The organism is Vibrio sp. KMM 9700 (assembly GCF_058545285.1).
Window position 1 is genome coordinate 2324209 of the sequence record NZ_CM178589.1, and the last position, 19718, is coordinate 2343926.

Genomic DNA, 19718 nt, shown 5'->3' on the forward strand with positions numbered 1-19718 from the left:
AAAAATAAAGATAAAAACATGCAAAACTCGCTCGATTCATGGTTAACCTACCTTGAAAATATTCATACCTCCGCTATCGATCTTGGCCTTGAGCGCGTCGCTAAAGTTGCGCAAGCTGCTGATCTAACAAAACCTGCGCCATATGCCATCACAGTTGCCGGAACCAACGGCAAAGGTTCAACTTGTGCTTTGCTCGAAGCTATTTTGATTCACGCCGGTTACAAGGTTGGGGTCTATTCTTCGCCGCATTTGATTGCCTATAACGAACGTGTACGCCTGCAAGGTGAGCAAGTTTCAGATACAGATTTATGCGCTTCGTTTGAACGAATTGAAGCTGCTCGTGAAGACACAAGTTTAAGTTTTTTTGAATTTGGCACCCTCGCAGCCTTAGATATTTTCAAGCAAAAACAAGTTGATGTGGCGATTTTAGAAGTCGGCCTTGGCGGACGTTTAGATGCCACCAATGTGGTGGACCATGATGTCAGCGTGATCACTAGCCTTGCGCTGGATCATATTGATTGGCTTGGTGATGATATCAATGTGATTGGTTATGAAAAAGCAGGGATTTTCCGCGCGAATAAGCCAGCGGTTTGCGGTCAACCGAGCGCGCCCGCAACGGTTGCAGCGCACGCAGATGATATAGGTGCGACTTTGTATCAAGTCGGCTATCAATTTAACTACCATATCAACTCGGATGGCAAAACATGGCATTGGCAAGCAGGGGTGTTTGACTTAGCTGAATTGCCACTGCCAAATTTACCTTTGATGAACGCCGCCACGGCTTTAATGGCGCTTGGTGCATCCAGCCTTGATGTGAGTGATTTAGATATTATTTATGGTCTTGAGAATGCAAAACTTGCTGGCCGCATGCAGCAAGTCTCTGATAAGCCATTAGTATTTTTAGATGTGGCGCATAATCCACATGCGGCGGGTTATTTAGTTGCTGAGCTGAAACGCCGCTTTTTAGCTAAAAAAACAGATCAAAAAATTCATGCTGTGCTGGGAATGCTCAAAGATAAAGACATTGAAGCGACAATTGAAGTGCTTGCGCCGGCAATGGATAGCTTTTATCTCACCAGTCTAACTGGGCCACGCGCCGCCGATGCAGAGCATCTCGCGCAGTATCTTGACGCAGATAAAATTGCAGCAAAATTTGATACGCCATATCAAGCTTATCAAGCCGCTATGCGAAATATGCAAGAGGATGATATTCTTTTAGTTCTTGGCTCTTTCCATACTGTTGGAGATGTTCTTGCTAAGTTAAACCAGCACAATCGTTAAGAAAAAGGATAGAAGATGGCAAGTCGATTTCAAAGTCGTTTAGTCGGGACAATTTTAGTAGTTGCGGTAGGGGTGATCTTACTGCCAGACTTTTTAGATGGACAAAAAAAGTCATATCACGATGAGTTTGAAGTGATCCCATTAAAGCCAGATCCAGCTCAAATGGCTGAGATTAAGCAGCCGCAAGAGATGACGGAATTCGCTGGTGTAGAATCAGCAAGTCTTGACGAAGAAGAGGCGCTAGTATCCCAAGATAGTCAGCAAACTGCTGCAACTGAGACTAATCAATCTGAGCAAGCACAAGTAAAAGTTGAGCCGACAAAAGAGGCGACGCCGGAGCCTAAACCTGAGCCAACTCAGCCAGTTGCACAAGCCAAACCTGCGCCAGAGGTGAGCAAACCAGAAGTTAGCAAAGAAGCTGCCAAGCCTCAATTTAAAGATAATGCTTGGACGATTCAATTGGTGGCACTGCGCAACAAAGAAAACGCAGATAAACTCGCTGCTGATTTGAAAAAACGCGGTTATCTCGTGAACGTGAATGTGCAAGGTGGCGTGTCACGCGTCATCATTGGACCTGAATTGTCACGCGATAAGATGCTCAAGCAAATTGGTGAGCTTGAGAAAATTACAGGCTTAAAAGGTCAGTTGCGTCAGTTTAAAACTTTTCAGTAATAAATGACGGCGTAAAATAGGGCAGACAATTACGAAAGCATGATTTTAAACCTTTCTCAATTGTTTGCTTAAAGTTTGTACGTTTTAAGCAAAATTAAACATAAAAAATAAAAAGAAAACGTTTGCGTGGCTGTTTTTTCTGTTAAAATGCCCGCAACCTAAAAGAAGATAAAATATGATTTGGATAGATTACGTTATTTTAGGTGTGATTGGTTTCTCTGCATTAGTGAGTTTAGTGCGTGGGTTTGTCAAAGAAGCCTTATCACTGATTATTTGGGTAAGTGCTTTTTATGTAGCCAGTCAATACTATCTTCAACTAAGTGGTTATTTTACAAACATAGAAAATGAAATGGTGCGCACAGGCGTAGCCGTTGGGGCACTTTTTGTTGCAACCTTGATTGTCGGTGGTTTAATCAACTATGTCATCGGACAGTTGGTGCAAAAAACTGGGCTTTCGGGGACAGATAGAGTGCTAGGCATCATTTTTGGTGGTTTGCGCGGCGTCTTAATTATGGCCGCTGTACTCTTTTTTATGGATAGCTTTACTGCCATGTCACATACTGACTGGTGGAAAGATTCTCAGCTTATCCCTGAATTTAGCCGCATAATCGCCCCTATGTTTGAGCATTTAAAGGACTCGTCCAGTTTTCTAAGTGGTGCGAAGTTTTAAACATAACCCTTAACACAATTTTAAATGGCGCTCACCTTACATGTAGCGCCATTTTTCTAGCTATGATTTAGCTTTATATCATGTATTAAATTTGTGCTATTTTTCGCAATCGAGGATTTTTTAAAATGTGTGGGATCGTTGGGATCATAGGTGAAACACCTGTCAATCAGTCTATTTATGACGCACTAACAGTATTGCAGCATCGTGGCCAAGATGCCGCGGGTATTATTACCATAGATAGCAATCGTTTTCGTCTGAGAAAAGCCAATGGATTGGTGAAAGATGTTTTTGAAATTAAACACATGAAACGCCTTCAAGGTAACGTCGGGATTGGCCATGTGCGTTATCCAACAGCAGGTAGCTCAAGCGCTTCTGAAGCGCAGCCGTTTTATGTGAACTCACCGTTTGGGATCACCCTTGCACACAATGGTAACCTCACCAATGCGCATGAATTACGTGATTACTTGTTTGAGCAAGGTCGCCGCCACCTAAACACCACATCTGACTCAGAAGTCTTGCTTAATATCTTGGCGCAAGAGCTAGATTTAAGTGAAAGCTATCCACTGACTGTAGATGACATGTTCCGCTCTGTGACACGTGCTAATGAAATGGTCAAAGGTGCTTATGCAGTGGTTGCTATGGTGATCGGCCATGGCATGTTGGCATTTCGCGACCCTAACGGTATTCGCCCACTTTGTCTTGGTAAGCGCACTGAAAACGGCAAAACAGAATATATGCTTGCATCAGAATCTGTTGCATTAGACGCCGTTGGTTTTGACTTTGTTCGCGATGTGGCGCCAGGTGAGGCGATTTATATCACGCTTGATGGTGAATTCCACTCACGTATTTGTGCTAGCAATCCTCAGCTAAATCCTTGTATCTTTGAATTTGTGTATTTCGCGCGTCCAGATTCTTTCATCGATAAAGTGTCTGTGTATAGCGCACGCCTTGAAATGGGTAAAAAGCTAGGGGCAAAAATCGCCCGTCAATGGGACGATCTTGAGATCGATGTGGTCATTCCTATTCCTGAGACCTCATGTGATATCGCCCTTGAAATAGCCCAGATCATGAACAAGCCATATCGCCAAGGCTTTGTGAAAAACCGTTATGTTGGACGTACCTTCATCATGCCGGGTCAGCAGCAGCGTAAGAAATCTGTTCGTAGTAAACTCAATGCGATCCGCTCTGAGTTTAAAGATAAGAATGTGCTTTTGGTGGATGATTCAATCGTGCGCGGCACGACTTCACAGCAAATTATTGAAATGGCGCGTGAAGCAGGTGCGAAAAAAGTTTATATGGTTTCAGCTGCGCCTGAAATCCGCTTCCCGAACGTCTATGGGATTGATATGCCAAGTGCGAATGAGCTCATTGCGCATGGACGTGAAGTAGAAGAAATTGCACAAATGATTGGCGCAGATGAGTTGATGTTCCAAGACTTAGATGACTTGATTTCAGCTGTAGGTTTGGGGAATTCAGCGATTGATACCTTTGAAACATCTGTATTCAATGGCCAATATGTTACAGGAAACATTGATCAAAATTACTTAGACTTAATTGAGTCAATGCGTAATGATGATGCAAAACTTGAGCGTGATCAGTCAACAGAATACCCTAACTTAGAAATTCATAACGAAGATCAATAAGTTAGTTTTATAATCTAGAAGATTTTTTCTAAGATTAAAAAAGAAGCCAATATTCGTCATTGTAAAGCGAGTGTTGGCTTTTTTTGTTGAATGTATCCTTAGGGTTATTTTTCAAATTTAAAAAAGATGCATTTTTAACACTCAACTCTTACTTTCTTATCTAATTCTATCGGTAAATCTATTCACTTTTTACTTTTCGAACACAAAATTGTTACCTAATTATGACTACTTTTTTTTTAAAATAAATTAAGAATTTGAAGCGTGTCCCACTTTTTGCTCAAAAATTGAACTAAAAATTCATTTTTCGAGATTAAAAATTAGTATTAGAACATAAGCCGAAAATGAGCGCCTTAACCACAACATATATGGACATGGGTTAGGCTTCACAGCGAAAACTGTCTTGCTAATAAAAATACACATCAAGGCAGAGCTTATTTGAAAAATTGCATTGTTCATCATTGTTTTATGCTCTGAATCGATGCGACTTTTCAGTAAATCAAGTTGTTACTTAGAGTTAAAGTAGGGGTACTTTAAGCAACTATGAGTAAGAAACTTAATTTAAAGCACAAATAAAGCTCTAGGAGTGATTATGTCAAAGGGATGCAAGCAAGCGTTAGGTTATTTTAACTTAGGCAATTTAAGTATTGTCAGTGTCGTGGTCGCAGGTAGTTTAGCGATGAATAGTACACCTGCTCAGGCAGCAAATGCGTTTTGGGATGGTTCGACCATTAACGGTTCGGTAAATTTATGGGTTCGTGATCGTGAGCGTGTGCCAGGGCTCAATGAAAATGGTCATGATCTTCACCAACAACCTAACCTTGTGCATGGCAGTTTATATGGCAGTTTAGCCTTTAACTCTGGCTACGCATGGAATTTAGTCGGCTTAGATTTAACCGCATACGGCACTATGGATTTGTATAATGATGCCAGCCCAGATCATGAGATGAACTTTTGGGATGTAAACAACCCATATGATAAAGTTCCGAAAGGTGGTTGTCCGGGGGCATGGGATTCTGAATGTACGCAAGATAGCGTAACCTATCAAACCGCTGCAGTGAAGTTTATGTATGGCGAGGGCTTAAGAGCCAAAGCAGGTTACTTCCAGCCGAGTGTTCCAACCACGCTTGGGGTCAACTGGAGTTATGCAGCTGGTTCTTATCTAGGTGGTGAAGTTGGTTATACTTATGACAACTTACAACTTGGCGCGGCATATGCGGTAAAATATAAAGCACCATGGTTTGAAGATGTGTATGAGTTTCGTGAAGCAGACGGCAAAGGTGACGCTGGGGATGCTTACTCATTTGGCTTAAGATATACCTTTGATCAAGGTTGGCTAGATGGTGTCTTGGTCGATACGGCTTATGGCGCACTGACCAAAGGCGATCGTAAAAACGCCCACTTGAAACTGAAGAAAACTTTTGAAAACAATTTGTATCTTTCAGGTCAAGTCTATTACGTCTCTGATGACAAGCAATATGATGGCGATGCTTACCAGTTTGCACTGCTTTCGGCAAAATCTTTTGGCCCATATTCAATGCGTGCGGAGATGACCTATACGGTCGCTAACTCACTTCAAAGTGATACGATTGAAAACTTTACTTATCGCTTAACTAAACAATATGGCGGTTCAAATGGTGCTTATGATATCTGGTGGAACAACCGTTCGGATTGGAACCATGATGAAGAAACTGCTGGCTTCTTGGAGCTAAAACGTGACTTCTCTGATTATGGCTTGAATGGTTTAACCGCAGGTGTGAGTGGCGCAATTGGTTATGCGGATGCACCAAGCAGTGACATTGATGATTTACTTGAATACTCAGGTAGTATTTTTGCTTACTACACCTTGCAATCAACTTTCCTAAAAGGCTCAACTGCGGGTATTTATTATACTGCGTATGAAAATGAAACAGATGCAGGCAACTGGTATCCATACACTAACTTGTTCCAAGATGAGCAAGATATTAAGTTTACATTATCAATGCCATTTTCTATTAAATAAGGATATTTTATGAAAAAAGTTAGTATCGTTTTACTTGGGGCGCTCGCCTTAGCAGCCTGTAGCTCGCAGCCACATTCTCCGGAAGACTTATGGCTAGAAGGTGGGGAGCGAGCCGCTCGCACAGGTATGGCTAAATTGGATAAAGCAGGGCTTGAAGAAAAGCTTAAAGAGCCTGTCAGTGAAGAGCATTATCAGCTTTATCAGCAAGGCTTTGAAAGTGGACAAAAAGCTTTTTGTGACCCGAATAAAGCTTTTGATTATGGCATGACAGGTCAGCATTATATGGATCAATGTGCTGGTATGGATAATGAAACTGAGTTTAAATTTAACTGGGAGCGTGGTTTCCAACAGTACTTATTCCCATTCAATATGAACTAAGTCACTGCGAGGGCATAGCGGTTAGATAAAATAAACCCCCAATCACTTAAGCTAGGATTGGGGGTTATTTGTATCTAAATGGTTTAAGTATGCTTTATAAAGTTGATTTTTTGTAAACCATCTCAGATGCAAACTCAATACACAAATCTTTTAATAACATAGGTTTGTAAAAGAAATAGCCTTGCATATAATCAATATTACGCTCAGTTAAGTAATTGAGCTGCTCTTGGGTTTCAATCCCTTCTGCAACCATATACACATCCAAACGTTCTGCTAGATTAATAATGCTATCGAGTACAGGTGAGGTAATTGAATCAACACCGATATTATTAATAAAGCAGCGGTCAATCTTTAGGCAATCGAATTCAATATCTTGCAGCTTAGATAAAGAGGTATAGCCTGTCCCAAAGTCATCAATATAAATTTCAATCCCATGTTGGCGAACCTGACCCAAGATAGCATTGCTTTCGTCATCAATCGGCTGACGCTCTGTGATCTCCAATGCAAGGTTAAGGTTTTGCTCTTTATATTCATTGGCAAAGAAGACAACTTTACCGAGCATACCTTTTTTACGTAAGTATTGCGGCGGAATATTAAGACTTAAATGCAAAGGGTTTTGATGGTTAATCTTTTTCCAATCTTCAAGTGCTTGCTCAAACACGTAATCTGTTATCGCGTTGATTAGGCCATTTTGCTCGGCAAGTGGGATGAAAATATCTGGTGGGATCAAACCGTGGTGTTTACTTTCCCAACGTAATAAAGCCTCAACCCCATACAGTTGCTTGCTGCTATTTTCAATTAAGGGCTGATAAACTAAGTATAGCTCTTTGTTTTTAATTGCTTTTTTTAGATCTTCATACAAGCTGTTTTTGTGATTAAACCAAAAGCTCAATAAGTAAGTGAACAGTGAGGTGAGTAAAGATAAAGGCAGGCCGAGTAAAAAGTAGAATCTATACTGTTCAAGTTTAAATTTATCACTCGCCGAGAGTAAGATCGCCATTTTATTTGGTGGATCTGACTCAATATAAGTACTCGGGTTATGATTGTCTGCCAAAATATTATTTGGATAAATCACATCACCAATCTTTAACTGAATAAAATCAATACGATCGTCAGCACTGCTACCCAGTTGAACATTGATATAGCTCTTATCTATAACCGATGCTGCATAGCGCTTAGGGTTATTTTCGTCAAAATCAATCACGACTAAACTACGTACAATTTCACCCTGATAAGGAAAATCAACAAATTGGATCGAGCGTGTTGGGTGATCTTTGGTTTCTAAGTTTAAAAATTGATTCAGATTACTGAGTTTACGCTGAGAAATAGATGAACAAACCACATTTGCATTGTCAACAATGATCATTTCTCTTAAATAATCTTCAAATAAAATGTCACGCTTGATTTGATCACAAGAGGTCGCTTCATAAAGCGCTTGCTTATTCTCATCTCTAAGTTCATTTGCCATTTTGTTGAGGCGAATCATATATGAGTTAGCAAGCTTATCAAGTTCTTGATCTAAAGATGCTTTTCCAAGAAAAAAACAAATTAACATAATAAAAGGGAAAGGGATTAAAAAGTAAAGAATCAGCTTTTTTATGTTAGTTTGGTGGGAGTGGTTTAAGTAGTTCATCAGAGATTAATTATTTTATTTATATTAATTTAACAAATATACTTATAAATATAAATGATATCAATCTTAGTTATGTCAAACTTCTCAAAGTTTATTGAAAAAATGAAACATTTTAAATAAAAAGGACGCAAAATGCAGTTACGTGTTGATACCCATACGCATACCTATGCAAGCGGTCATGCATACAGTACGATTATTGAAAATGCAAAAGCAGCAAAAGAAAAAGGCTTAGCATTACTTTGTACAACAGATCACGCATCAAGCATGCCGGGTGCGCCACACTATTGGTTTTTCAATAATCAGATAGTCTTGCCGCGCTTTTTAGAAGGTGTTGGGATTTTGCGTGGTATGGAAGCCAATATTATGCCAGATGGCAGTTTAGATATTCACCCAAGCACGCAAGAGCGTTTAGATTGGGTGATTGCAAGCTTTCATGAAGCAGTGTTTGCACCGCAAGATAAATCAGCGCATACCAAGGCGTTATTAAGCGTGATTGAAAGTGGTAAAATTGATGCGTTAGGGCATTTAGGCAACCCAAATTATGACTTTGATTTTGAAACTGTGCTTAAAGCTGCCAAAGCGCATCATGTTGCGGTTGAATTAAATAACTCTTCCTTAAAAGGGCACAGCCGCGTCGGTAGTATTGAGCGGTGTGAGCAGATTGCACGCCTTGCCAAAGATATTGGCGTCTTTATCACCACAGGTAGTGATGCGCACTTTGCCACAGAAATCGGCGGCTTAGATAAAGTGCAAGCATTGCTTGATAAAGTAGAGATGCCAAGTGAGCAAGTCATCACCCATAGCGAGGCGCAGTTTTTAAGCTTCTTAGCACTGCGCGGCCATGCGCCAATCACAGAGTTTAAGGAATTGTGTCTATGATTTATTATTTAGACATGCAAAGCCCGATCGGTGACATCATTTTACAAGCCAATCAAGATGGTTTAGTTGGGGTATGGTTTAGTGACCGCTTAACTCAAAGTGGTTATGGCAAGTATAGTGATGAGCACCCTGTGCTGCTAAAAGCCCGTCAGCAACTTCAAGAGTACTTTGATGGCACGCGCCAAGTCTTTGATATTCCAATCGCAGCCCAAGGGACAAATTTTCAAGCCAAGGTTTGGCAAGCGTTGTCTGAACTACCTTTTGCCAAGACGGCGAGTTATCAAGATATTGCTGATAAAATTGAAAACCCAAAAGCGGTGCGTGCGGTGGGGCTTGCGAATAGCAAAAACCCGATTTCAATCATAGTGCCTTGTCATCGGGTCATTGCTAAAAATGGTAATCTTACTGGCTATGCTGGCGGCTTGGAGCGTAAAGCTTGGCTACTTGAGCATGAGCAGTCGGGTTAATAAAGCATTTTATTCTTTGATTAATTTTGGTTTTTAATAATCTCTTGAGTTTGTTTTCCCATTGCAAATAGCTTATCTAAAATACGTTCACCATCTTGGCGCAGGCCATCGTGCTCATATTCATTGGTGATCCAAGCTTTGCTAAAGGGAACTTGCTCAAGGGTTTCACGCGAAAGCTCCATCGGCACATACATATCTTCAGCGTATACCGCGCAGCTCACCGGCACCTTGTTATTTGCTAACACTTCTCTGTCATACAATTTTGGCCAATCTTTTTTCTGGGCTAAAATTTCAGCTGCTTCTTTTAATGGCTTGAGTTTTTCAAGACGCTCAAACATCCAAGGGTAAATCATTTCGCCGACAAACATAAAGTCTTTGGATTGTGGTTTTTGACTATTTGCCTGCGGGTAATGGAACTCATCTAGGCTATCAAACACACGCTGCGCAGACCAAAGACTGGCATAACCGTGACAATAGATGGACTCATGTAAAATCGCATATAAAGGGTTTAATTGAGTGCTTTGCTCAATAAGCATCTGTTGCAAAAACTTATCGCTCAGCCTTGCTTCGAGTTTTCCTTGTAGATTGACAACTGAAACAAAGGCATTTTCAAGCAGTTGATATAATGCTAATTCACTGTTGGCTGTGCCCAAACGAATGCCAATTAATTGAAATTGCAAGACATCAAATTTTTGTCCATTTGGCAGATATTCATCTGTGCTTTGCAAGTGATCGGCAATTTGTTTGCATAGATCTTGCGCCTTAGGGAAGCGTAAAAAGAAGGCTTGGTTTTTGAGTCGAACCGCTTTGTAAGTCTGATGATAAACGGCATCTGGATAGCGATTTAAGGTTGGCACTCCGCCGGTGACATAGACTTGTTCAAGAGAGTGAGGGAATAAGGATAGATAAGTAAAGGCGCAGAAGCCGCCAAAACTTTGACCTAAAATAGCCCATTTTTCAACGCCAAAAGTTTGGCGAATAAATTCTGCGTCACGTACGATATTATCGGCGCGAAAATGGCTTAAATATTCAGCTTGCTCAACTGGCGAAAGGTGCGCAAGGGTTTGCGCTGTAGCAGGTGTGCTTTGACCTGTGCCGCGCTGATCTAAAAAGAGTATGCGGTAGTCTTGTAACGCGCGTTTGACCCAAGCAGGCAGGTTATCAGGTTGTGGTGAGCCAAACCCTGGACCGCCTTGAAAAAATACCAGCCAAGGCTTTTGCGCAGCATTATCCGCTGCATTATCTTGGGTTAAATATAAGCTTCTGGCGATCACGCGGATCTTTTCGTTTTCTGGGTGGTTGTAATCGAGTGGGCATTCAAACTCATGGGTTTGGTGTAAATAGTCACCATCGACAATCGCTGTACTTGAAAACATGGCTGTAATGTCCTTATTTTTTAATCGGTTGGCTAGAGTCTCGTACAATCAATGCTCCTCGCATGACTTCAGCTTGAGGCAGGGGTTTATGCTGCATGATCATTTCCGCAATGTCCATTAGTCTTGCAATCATTTGTTCTATTGGTATATCGACAGAGCTTAGCTGAGGATAGACAAACTCACAGGTTTGTAAGTTATCTATGCTGACGATTGATAACTCTTGGGGGAGTTCAATGCCATGTTCACGACAAGCGCGAAGCGCACCGATTGCTATATCATCACTTCCAGCCAAAATAGCGCTAAATTCTGGTTTTGGATGCGAGTGTAAGTACTCGCTAAATGTTTGGTAGCCAGCAGCAAGATCAAACCCTGCTTGAAGGTGCCAGTGTGGTAAGCCTTTAGTTTTTAGATGAGCATAATAAGCATCTAGACGCACTTGAGTGGTTAAAGTATAAGGTTTAGGGCCAAGGTAGGCAATGCGTGTATGTCCAAGTTTAAATAGGTGTGTAAGCGCAATTTCTATCGCATGTGCTTGGTCAAAACTCATCGAATAACCCGCTTCATCAGGAAATAGACGACCCAAGTGTAAAATAGGCACAGTGAGATCCTTTTTAAACGCAATCGCATCTTGACGAGTTAGTTTACGACTATAGGCTATGATCACATCACATTTTTGACTCACTAATGAATGAATGGCATCAATTTCACCTTGTCTATCATTATGTCCGTCGGCAATGATTAATTGCTTACCAATTTTATCAGCATAGATTGAGGCCTGCTTGAGTAACTCCCCGAAGTAGTTACCATCAAAATCAGATAAGATAAGTCCAATACTATTACTACTTTTAGTGGCGAGCGCCTTGGCTAGTGAACTGGGTTTATAGTTGAGCGTTTGCATTGCTGCTTCAACTCTCTCACGCGTTTCAAACTTCACTTGACCTGTGTTATTTAACACGCGCGAGACAGTGGCTTTGGATACGCCAGCAAGTTTACATACATCTAAAATTGTTGGCATATTCACCTCAATAAAACTTGATTATTTAGTTGGCTGAGCATTTGTTTCAGCTGCTTCTTGTTCAAGGAGTTGCTTTTCGTATACTTTGAAGAATGGATAATAAATCAAGGTAGAAAGCAAGATCAATAAAATTGAAAGCACGGCTGCACCTAACATCCATCCCGCACCCCATGCCGCGCCAATTGGCGCTGGTGCCGTCCATGGAACCGCCGATACGACACGTCCAACTAGATCTGCTTTTAAGCATAAATAGGCAATGGTTGCATTAATCAATGGCGCACCGACAAAGGGAATAAAAAATACCGGATTCATTATAATAGGTGTACCAAAAATGACAGGTTCATTAATATTAAATACCGAAGGCACCAAACTTAGTTTACCTATTGTTTTAAGGTGTACCGCACGACTACGCACAAAGAGTACAACCAGTCCTAGAGTTGCCCCAGAACCACCTAACAGAATATAAAAAGACCATATAGGTTCCATAAAAATATGTGGTAGCGCTTCGCCTGCAGCCAGCGCAGTTTGGTTCGCGGACAGGTTTGTAAGCCAAAAAGCTTGCAGCATACCCGCCACAATGACTGCGCCATGAATACCGGCAAACCAAAGCACATGCGTAATGAAAATAGCAAGTAGGATTGCCGGTAGTGAATCAGCAGCACTGATTAATGGTTTGAAGAGCGTCATAATCGCTTCTGGGATAAGCATACCTGTGCTGCTTTCAATCCACAAACTTAACGGATAAATTGTTACCACAATAGCTAAAATAGGGATTAAAAGATCGAATGAATCTTTAATTTTTGATGGGACTTGATCCGGTAGCGAAATACCAATATTGTGCTTTTTCAAAAATCGCATCAATTCAACGGTATAAATAGCAATAATCACCGCAGTAAAGATACCTGTGCCACCAAGAAAACCAGCCGATAATTGTCCGTTTGTCATTGGAGAGCTGACAAGTAAGAAGGTCATTAAGCTGAGCATGGAAGCCATAAATGGCTCTAATCTATATGTATTCGCTAGGTTATAAGCGATAGAACAAGTAATGAACACCGACATTATTCCCATACTCATATTGAATGGGGTCAGAAGTTTGTCTTGATATTGTGCTGAAAGTTCTAGCCAAGCCTTTGCAAACCCCCATTGTGTATCTGGTGTAAAGGGTGGGAAAGCAAAAACGAGTAGAAATGAGCCAACAATCATAAATGGCATCGCTGAAATGAAGCCATCGCGAATTGCGGTAATATGAGGCTGAGCTGCTGCTTTACCTGCAATCGGGCTGATTTTATTCTCTATAAAATGAAACAATGAGTCAAATAAACGCATATGTTATCCTTGAATTCTTTATTAAAAGGTATTTAAAACAAAATGTTAAAATTTATTTTGGATATTTTTGACTAAATTCTGAAGCTAATATGACATAGAATGAAACCGGTTTCATTTTTGTCTTTAAACAAATTAGAGGAAGATCAAATTTTGCAACAAATACTCGCCATTTTGGCTGATATTTATACACCCGCTATCGCGCTTGCTTGCGTGTATTGTATAAGGCCTACGCTCAAGTATTATTTATACGCTTTCGTTTGGGTGTGGGGGATTATGCTGATAGATAACGGGCTACGTATTTGGCCAAGATTCGGTTTAGATTACAGCACGCATACAGGTCTGGCGCTGATATTTGTGCTGCCTTTTATTTTGCATTGGCAAACTCTGCGCTCACACGCCTTATCTACGCAGCATGCACAGGTTGGAATGGCAGCTCGTCAAAGCATTATTGCTATGCTGAGTGTTATCACCTATGCAGGACTAATGAAGCTGCTTGGGTATCACTCATGGATGGATATGCTCACGACAAGTGTGTTGTTAGTGCCTGGTTTATATTGGTTTTTAACCCTAAATATGAGGAATAAATAGGGCGGAAAATAATCCGATTTGGATAAAAAAGCCACCTAAACACAAGCAAGTTTGCTTGACATAGGTGGCAAATAGGAGAGTTTCTTTTTATTTTTTATCTAAGCTTGTTTGGATATCGCTTGCTTAGATTCGGCTGGAGCTTCTGTCTTCAGTGTTTTTTTTTGCCCTATATTGTGCGGGCAAAGATAAAGCTCACTTAAATACAACGCAATGCTTGTTTTCCATTCAAAGCGTTGTTCTTTGGCTGCTTTTTTGATTTTGTTCCATTTCGTTGGCTGCTTAGCAAAGCAATCAATCGCCGTTTGGGTGCAAGCAAGCATTTGTTCAACTTGAGACTCTAAATCATCCCCACTAAAGCTAAAGCCAGTTTCATCATGAATAACAGTGTCTTTTAAGCCGCCGATTTGATGCACAATGCAAGGTTGACCGGCGCGCATCGATAGCATCTGGCTGATCCCGCACGGCTCAAACGAGCTTGGCATGAGGAAAACATCACCATATTTATACATTTCATCACTTAGGTTTTGAGCGTAGCCATTGATAAATACGAAATTTTCATGCTCACCCATAGTTTTGGCTAAAAACTCTTCTAGATTATGATCGCCACTACCTAAAATAATTAAGCGTCCGTCTTGCTCATCAAGCTGGTTCAAAATATGACTAAGGGCGCTTAGGCCTTGAACTTCTTGCCTTAAAAGCAGCATTTTTTGATCGGTTAAGCGGCCAACACTTGTCATTAAAATGCCGCCTTTTTTACTTTGCTGCCAATGCTTGGCGCGTTCGTTGGCAAGGTAATCAACACTGCGAAGATAAGGCGTTTTGGTGATCCATCGTGCAATAGATGTCTGCACAAGCTCATAGAATGCCGCTTTACTTGGTTTCTTATAGCTTTGTCTTGGGTAGTAACAACCATTTAAAATTCCAACCAGTTTGCCGGATTGTTGGGCTTTTTTAAGATCTTCTTCTAAACCCTCACCGCCAAAGAATCCTTGCTCTGGGTGGCTAGGGAGCACCACCTCCTCAGTGTAAGTTTTTGAAACAAGGTGAACTTTATCAGCAAGATTAATCCCGCTACGCATTGGATTAAAGCAATCTTGATAACGCGGGTCGATGATCTTTTGATAATCAGGGTGAAGATTCGGAAACCAAGCTGCAAGGCTAGACTCATGCCACTGAAGTGGGCGGATCCCTTGTAATGCAAGGTTATGAATACTGTAAATACAAGGTAAGTCTTGCAGCACTTGATAACGTGTATCATAAGCGCGCAGGAGTGCAACACAGGCGCTGTGCCAATCATGAAGATGCAAAACATCAGGCATGTTTAGTAGGTTTTGGGTAATGGCTTCACACACGGCTGCGTTAAAGAGGGCAAATTTTGTCGCATCTTGAGCGAAAGGACCTTGGGGATCATCAATGCAATATACATTGCCATCATGAGCACTAAACAAAGCATTTTCAAATAAATAGAGAGTTTCTTTGGTTTTACTATAGACGCCACCTTTTAGCTCCCAAAGCGTAATAGGATGCATCTCATTGGCAAAGTGAACCGCAAATTGTGCGACCTTATGCTTAAATGGTATGAGTTTTTTATTCCCATAATCAGGTAATACAACATTCACTTGGTGGCCTTGGTTTACTAGCTCAGGTGCAATATCTCGTATAACATCGCCAACACCACCAACTTTCGCACCTAAAACAGCATCGTTTTCTGCTGCAACCATTAGAATTTGCATAATAATTTTTCTTCCTCAATAAACAAATATACCCAAGCCATGACAAGGAATTGAAATACCTTGCGAAGACTCGGGTAAAACCCCGCTAAATCGCTAGCAGGGGATTGAAATAGATTAAGCTGAGATTTTATTGGTCTCTTTTGATGATAATGAGATCGATACATTCCCAAGCTCAAGCGAAGTGAGTTTATCCTCTGGCGTATTTTGAGCTTTACGCTTTGCTAAATCTCTTAGCATTTCTTGCGTAACCAACACAACGCCTTTATCCGTGCAGCGGAAACCATTGGCTATATCTTCGGCGCGATTAATGCCGATTTCCATATTCGATGGGATTTCACACCCACGATCTAAAATTGCACGGTGAATCTTACAATTACGTCCAATCACCACATCTGGCAAAATTACGCTTTGCGAAACTTCGGTATAAGAGTTCACGCGAACGTTTGAAAATAAAGAAGATTTTTCAATGCGAGCACCAGAAATAATACAACCACTGGAAACGGTTGAATCCACTGCCATGCCGCGACGTTCTTCGTTATCAAAAACAAATTTTGCTGGCGCGAGTTGCTCTTGATAGGTCCAAATCGGCCAGTTCGCATCGTATAGATCAAGCTGTGGCGTTGGTGAGGTGAGATCCATATTTGCTTCCCAGAAGGCATCCAACGTCCCCACATCGCGCCAATATGGTTTTTCATTATTATATGGGTCGCGAAAAGGTACAGCTAAGATGTGATGCTTTTTAATGATAGATGGAATAATATCATTGCCAAAATCACGGTCGGATTCAATACTCTCTGCATCGCGTTCAAGCTGCTCAATGAGAAAATCAGTGTTAAATACATAGTTGCCCATTGATGCTAGGCAAACACCTGGTTTTCCTGGGATTTCATCAGGATGTTGAGGCTTTTCTGAGAACTTAATTACGCGACTTTGTTCATTAACTGTCATCACACCAAAGCTGCCAGCAGCTTCTTCAACTGGGGTTTCGATGCAAGAAACAGTCATTTGTGCGCCAGCTTTGACATGCTCTGCAATGAGTTGACCATAGTCCATACGATAAACATGATCACCGGACAAGACGAGCACCCATTTTGGACGTTCGGCGCGGATAATATCTAAGTTTTGGAATACAGCATCGGCTGTACCTGAGTACCAGTCATCACCACACTGTTGCGAGGCTGGCAAAACTTCAACCGATTCGCCAAGCTCGCGGCGAAAATGTCCCCATGCACGTTGCACGTGACGGATTAAAGAGTGAGAGCGGTATTGAGTGGCAATACCAACGCGGCGAATACCTGAGTTCACGCAGTTTGATAGCGGGAAATCAATGATGCGGTGTTTACCACCAAAATAAACAGCTGGCTTAGCGCGCGCTTTGGTTAGTTCATGCAAGCGAGAACCTTTACCGCCCGCAAGAATCAATGCATAGGTGTCTTTTGCTAAGCTACTTATATAGCGTTGTTGGTATTCCATAGTCCTCTCCTAAACTTTCACAATCATTTAATTTATTGTTTATTAATAAGTTTTTTATTAATAAATTACATATTTATATTTTCTTTAAATTCCATATATCTTGGTTATATTCAGATATTGCTCTATCACTCGAAAACTCAGCACTGGATGCGGTATTGATAATACTTTTCTGTGTCCAGGTCTCTTTGTCTTGGTAACAAATAGCCGCTTCTTCTTGTGCACGAATATAATCTTCAAAATCATAAGCTGTTAGCCACGCATCATTTGGACTGAGAATACTATCTAATATTGGATTAAATAGATCTTGTTCAAATAAATTAAAGTGACCACTACGAATTAAATTCACAACATCTTGCAGCGCTGAGCTATTATTTAAAATTTGCTCAGGATTATAAGTTGCTTTAATGGCGTCGATTTCTTCAGTTTTAGCACCAAATAAGAAAAAGTGTTCATTGTTAAGTGCTTGAGTAATCTCGACATTTGCACCATCTAAAGTCCCGATAGTTAAAGCGCCATTCATCATGAACTTCATGTTCCCAGTTCCTGATGCTTCTTTACCTGCCGTTGATATTTGCTCAGACAAGTCTGTTGCGGGCGCAATTTTTTCCATCAGAGTTACATTGTAATTAGGGATAAATGCAACGCGAAGGTATTTGTGAGCTCGAGGATCATCATTAATTGTATTGGCAACATGATTAATGAAACGAATAATAAGCTTGGCCATATAATAACCAGGCGCCGCTTTACCACCAATTAAAACACAGCGTGGGGTTAAATTTTCAGTATCACCTTTTATTATTCGGTTATATAAGTGAATAACATGTAAAATATTTAAAAGCTGACGTTTATATTCGTGAATACGCTTCACTTGAACGTCAAACATCATTTCAGGTTCAAACTGAACGCCTGTATTTTCTTTGACAACTTGGGCTAAAACCTTTTTATTATCAAACTTAATTTTCTGCCATGCTGTGATTAATGCTTTATCTTTGACATGTTTTTTTAGCAAACTTAATTTACTAAAATCGGCCATTAGATCTGATCCAATTTTGTCTGAAATAAGTTTGTTTAATGCAGGGTTACAATGGGCAAGCCAGCGGCGCGGTGTAACACCATTGGTTTTATTATTAAATTTTTCAGGCCAAAGCTCATAAAAGTTTTTGAATAGGCCTTCTTTTAATAATTGCGTATGTAAGCCTGCCACGCCATTCACTGAGAAGCTACCAACAATAGCAAGATGCGCCATACGTACTTGCGGGTTATCACCTTCTTCAATTAGGGATAACGCTTGGAGTTTATCGCAATCACATGGCCAGAAGTTCGAGACTTGTTGTAAGAAACGAGAGTTGATTTCATAGATGATATCTAATAGGCGTGGGAGCAAAGACTTAAATAAGCCCACAGACCATTTCTCTAATGCTTCAGGCAATAAGGTGTGATTGGTATATGCCATGGTGCTAGTGGTGATTTGCCATGCTTTATCCCAATCGAGGTCGTATTCATCGAGAAGCAGGCGCATCAGTTCAGCAACCGCAATCGTTGGGTGTGTATCGTTTAGTTGGAACACATGATATTTGGCAAAATCATCGAAGTTTTCACCGTGTTGGCTTACCCAAACATCGAGCATGTCTTGTAAGCTGGCACTGGCAAGGAAATATTGCTGACGCAGACGTAATTCTTTGCCGTTTTCGCTGCTATCGTTTGGATAGAGCACCATGGTGATTTGTTCAGCAAGGTTTTTATATGCGACGGCTTGGGCGTAATCCCCTGAGTTAAATTCAGAAAGATTAAACTCATCGGTCGCCTCGGATTTCCATAGGCGTAATAAGTTGACGTGGTCATTTTTATAACCAGGGATCAACATATCATAGGGCACAGCAAGCACATCTTGAGTATTGACCCATTGGTAGTGCACCTTGCCATATTTATCTGTGTATTGATGAACTTCACCAAAAAACTTCACCGTTTTGGTGTTTTCAATATCACAAATCTCCCACGGGTTGCCTTCACGTAACCATTTGTCTGGTTGCTCAACTTGTTCATTATTTTCAATGCATTGATTGAACATGCCATACTCATAGCGTAGGCCATAGCCGACAACCGGTAGTTCCAAGTTTGCGCAGCTATCTAAAAAACATGCAGCTAAGCGACCAAGGCCACCATTACCAAGTCCTGCGTCATGTTCAGCATCGCGTAAGGCTTCAAAATCACGCGCATAGGTATCAATAATATGGCGCACTTCTGGCTCAAGATCTAAGTTTAAGACGGCATTGCCAAGGGAGCGCCCAATCAAAAACTCAAGTGATAAATATGCCGCGCGGCGAACGGGTTCTTTGGTTGTTGGGTTATGTTTGTCATAATAACGAGCAACAAGGCGATCACGTAGCGCATGAGCGATTGCATGATAAAGATAAACATGTGACTTTTGTACCTTGGCACGCCCAAGGGTGTAGTGAAAATAACGTGCAACATCTTCAAGTAGTGGACTTTTTTCAAGATCTAACACTTCAGTTAATGAAGGTGTGGTTGATTTTGTAGTCATCGATCAATTCCTTTGTTTTACCCATCACAATGATGTTTGTAAG

Annotated in this window: 16 protein-coding genes; 9 read left to right on the forward strand and 7 right to left on the reverse strand. The window is 41.0% G+C overall.

The features are described 5' to 3' along the window. Positions 1-18: 18 nt before the first annotated feature. From folC to AC2VOY_RS10400, 6 genes are all read left to right on the forward strand, one after another. A complete protein-coding gene (gene folC, locus AC2VOY_RS10375) occupies positions 19-1281 on the forward strand; it encodes a bifunctional tetrahydrofolate synthase/dihydrofolate synthase (RefSeq protein WP_491831272.1) in 1263 nt (420 codons plus the stop codon). Between the two features lie 15 nt (positions 1282-1296). Next, positions 1297-1953, forward strand: a complete 657-nt coding sequence (gene dedD / locus AC2VOY_RS10380; RefSeq protein WP_491831273.1) for a cell division protein DedD — start codon at positions 1297-1299, stop codon at positions 1951-1953. A 175-nt stretch (positions 1954-2128) separates the two neighbouring features. Then, entirely contained in the window at positions 2129-2623 is a 495-nt protein-coding gene (locus AC2VOY_RS10385) for a CvpA family protein (protein WP_491831274.1), read from the forward strand. A gap of 125 nt (positions 2624-2748) precedes the next feature. Further along, positions 2749-4266 carry an amidophosphoribosyltransferase gene (purF, locus tag AC2VOY_RS10390; protein WP_491831275.1) on the forward strand — a complete coding sequence of 506 codons (1518 nt, stop codon included), beginning with the start codon at positions 2749-2751 and terminating at the stop codon, positions 4264-4266. A gap of 589 nt (positions 4267-4855) precedes the next feature. Further along, on the forward strand, positions 4856-6265 hold the full coding sequence (locus tag AC2VOY_RS10395) for a multidrug transporter (protein ID WP_491831276.1): 1410 nt from the start codon (positions 4856-4858) through the stop codon (positions 6263-6265). A 9-nt stretch (positions 6266-6274) separates the two neighbouring features. Then, positions 6275-6643, forward strand: coding sequence for a DUF2799 domain-containing protein (locus AC2VOY_RS10400; RefSeq protein WP_491831277.1), 369 nt, complete (start codon positions 6275-6277; stop codon positions 6641-6643). 94 nt (positions 6644-6737) lie between these two features. On the opposite strand, the gene AC2VOY_RS10405 is transcribed toward AC2VOY_RS10400, so the two are convergent. Next, positions 6738-8111, reverse strand: a complete 1374-nt coding sequence (locus AC2VOY_RS10405; RefSeq protein WP_491831278.1) for an EAL domain-containing protein — start codon at positions 8109-8111, stop codon at positions 6738-6740. A 297-nt stretch (positions 8112-8408) separates the two neighbouring features. On the opposite strand from AC2VOY_RS10405, the gene AC2VOY_RS10410 reads away from it, so the two are divergent. Together AC2VOY_RS10410 and AC2VOY_RS10415 are read left to right on the forward strand one after the other, a co-directional pair. After that, positions 8409-9155: a phosphatase gene (locus AC2VOY_RS10410; protein ID WP_491831279.1), complete on the forward strand. Its 747-nt coding sequence runs from the start codon at positions 8409-8411 to the stop codon at positions 9153-9155. Next, positions 9152-9622 carry a methylated-DNA--[protein]-cysteine S-methyltransferase gene (locus AC2VOY_RS10415; RefSeq protein WP_491831280.1) on the forward strand — a complete coding sequence of 157 codons (471 nt, stop codon included), beginning with the start codon at positions 9152-9154 and terminating at the stop codon, positions 9620-9622. Before AC2VOY_RS10410 ends, AC2VOY_RS10415 begins: the two co-directional genes overlap by 4 nt. A gap of 20 nt (positions 9623-9642) precedes the next feature. Here the strand turns inward: AC2VOY_RS10415 and AC2VOY_RS10420 are convergent, their stop codons facing one another. From AC2VOY_RS10420 to AC2VOY_RS10430, 3 genes are read right to left on the reverse strand one after another with little or no spacing between them, the layout of a single operon-like run. Beyond that, on the reverse strand, positions 9643-10998 hold the full coding sequence (locus AC2VOY_RS10420; protein WP_491831281.1) for an alpha/beta fold hydrolase: 1356 nt from the start codon (positions 10996-10998) through the stop codon (positions 9643-9645). Between the two features lie 13 nt (positions 10999-11011). Next, positions 11012-12013: a LacI family DNA-binding transcriptional regulator gene (locus AC2VOY_RS10425; RefSeq protein WP_491831282.1), complete on the reverse strand. Its 1002-nt coding sequence runs from the start codon at positions 12011-12013 to the stop codon at positions 11012-11014. A 21-nt stretch (positions 12014-12034) separates the two neighbouring features. After that, positions 12035-13339, reverse strand: a complete 1305-nt coding sequence (locus tag AC2VOY_RS10430; RefSeq protein ID WP_491831283.1) for a PTS sugar transporter subunit IIC — start codon at positions 13337-13339, stop codon at positions 12035-12037. Between the two features lie 273 nt (positions 13340-13612). Between AC2VOY_RS10430 and AC2VOY_RS10435 the strand changes: the two genes are divergently transcribed. Next, positions 13613-13927 (forward strand): hypothetical protein, encoded by a 315-nt coding sequence (locus AC2VOY_RS10435; RefSeq protein ID WP_491831284.1) that lies wholly within the window; start codon positions 13613-13615, stop codon positions 13925-13927. A 98-nt stretch (positions 13928-14025) separates the two neighbouring features. Here AC2VOY_RS10435 and AC2VOY_RS10440 read toward each other — a convergent pair whose 3' ends face one another. The 3 genes from AC2VOY_RS10440 to AC2VOY_RS10450 all read right to left on the reverse strand — a co-directional run bounded on the left by AC2VOY_RS10440 (position 14026) and on the right by AC2VOY_RS10450 (position 19675). Further along, entirely contained in the window at positions 14026-15660 is a 1635-nt protein-coding gene (locus tag AC2VOY_RS10440; protein WP_491831285.1) for a glycogen synthase, read from the reverse strand. A 114-nt stretch (positions 15661-15774) separates the two neighbouring features. Next, on the reverse strand, positions 15775-17133 hold the full coding sequence (gene glgC, locus AC2VOY_RS10445) for a glucose-1-phosphate adenylyltransferase (protein ID WP_491831286.1): 1359 nt from the start codon (positions 17131-17133) through the stop codon (positions 15775-15777). A gap of 73 nt (positions 17134-17206) precedes the next feature. Further along, the gene (locus tag AC2VOY_RS10450) at positions 17207-19675 is read right to left on the reverse strand and encodes a glycogen/starch/alpha-glucan phosphorylase (protein WP_491831287.1); all 2469 of its coding nucleotides are present in this window, start codon (positions 19673-19675) and stop codon (positions 17207-17209) included. Positions 19676-19718 lie beyond the last annotated feature (43 nt).

Bases quoted from the DNA above. Each gene is read 5' to 3' on its own strand.
- folC (WP_491831272.1), top strand. From the start codon at position 19: ATGCAAAACTCGCTCGATTCATGGTTAACCTACCTTGAAAATATTCAT.
- dedD (WP_491831273.1), top strand. From the start codon at position 1,297: ATGGCAAGTCGATTTCAAAGTCGTTTAGTCGGGACAATTTTAGTAGTT.
- AC2VOY_RS10385 (WP_491831274.1), top strand. From the start codon at position 2,129: ATGATTTGGATAGATTACGTTATTTTAGGTGTGATTGGTTTCTCTGCA.
- purF (WP_491831275.1), top strand. From the start codon at position 2,749: ATGTGTGGGATCGTTGGGATCATAGGTGAAACACCTGTCAATCAGTCT.
- AC2VOY_RS10395 (WP_491831276.1), top strand. From the start codon at position 4,856: ATGTCAAAGGGATGCAAGCAAGCGTTAGGTTATTTTAACTTAGGCAAT.
- AC2VOY_RS10400 (WP_491831277.1), top strand. From the start codon at position 6,275: ATGAAAAAAGTTAGTATCGTTTTACTTGGGGCGCTCGCCTTAGCAGCC.
- AC2VOY_RS10405 (WP_491831278.1), bottom strand. From the start codon at position 8,111: ATGGCAAATGAACTTAGAGATGAGAATAAGCAAGCGCTTTATGAAGCG.
- AC2VOY_RS10410 (WP_491831279.1), top strand. From the start codon at position 8,409: ATGCAGTTACGTGTTGATACCCATACGCATACCTATGCAAGCGGTCAT.
- AC2VOY_RS10415 (WP_491831280.1), top strand. From the start codon at position 9,152: ATGATTTATTATTTAGACATGCAAAGCCCGATCGGTGACATCATTTTA.
- AC2VOY_RS10420 (WP_491831281.1), bottom strand. From the start codon at position 10,998: ATGTTTTCAAGTACAGCGATTGTCGATGGTGACTATTTACACCAAACC.
- AC2VOY_RS10425 (WP_491831282.1), bottom strand. From the start codon at position 12,013: ATGCCAACAATTTTAGATGTATGTAAACTTGCTGGCGTATCCAAAGCC.
- AC2VOY_RS10430 (WP_491831283.1), bottom strand. From the start codon at position 13,339: ATGCGTTTATTTGACTCATTGTTTCATTTTATAGAGAATAAAATCAGC.
- AC2VOY_RS10435 (WP_491831284.1), top strand. From the start codon at position 13,613: ATGCTGATAGATAACGGGCTACGTATTTGGCCAAGATTCGGTTTAGAT.
- AC2VOY_RS10440 (WP_491831285.1), bottom strand. From the start codon at position 15,660: ATGCAAATTCTAATGGTTGCAGCAGAAAACGATGCTGTTTTAGGTGCG.
- glgC (WP_491831286.1), bottom strand. From the start codon at position 17,133: ATGGAATACCAACAACGCTATATAAGTAGCTTAGCAAAAGACACCTAT.
- AC2VOY_RS10450 (WP_491831287.1), bottom strand. From the start codon at position 19,675: ATGACTACAAAATCAACCACACCTTCATTAACTGAAGTGTTAGATCTT.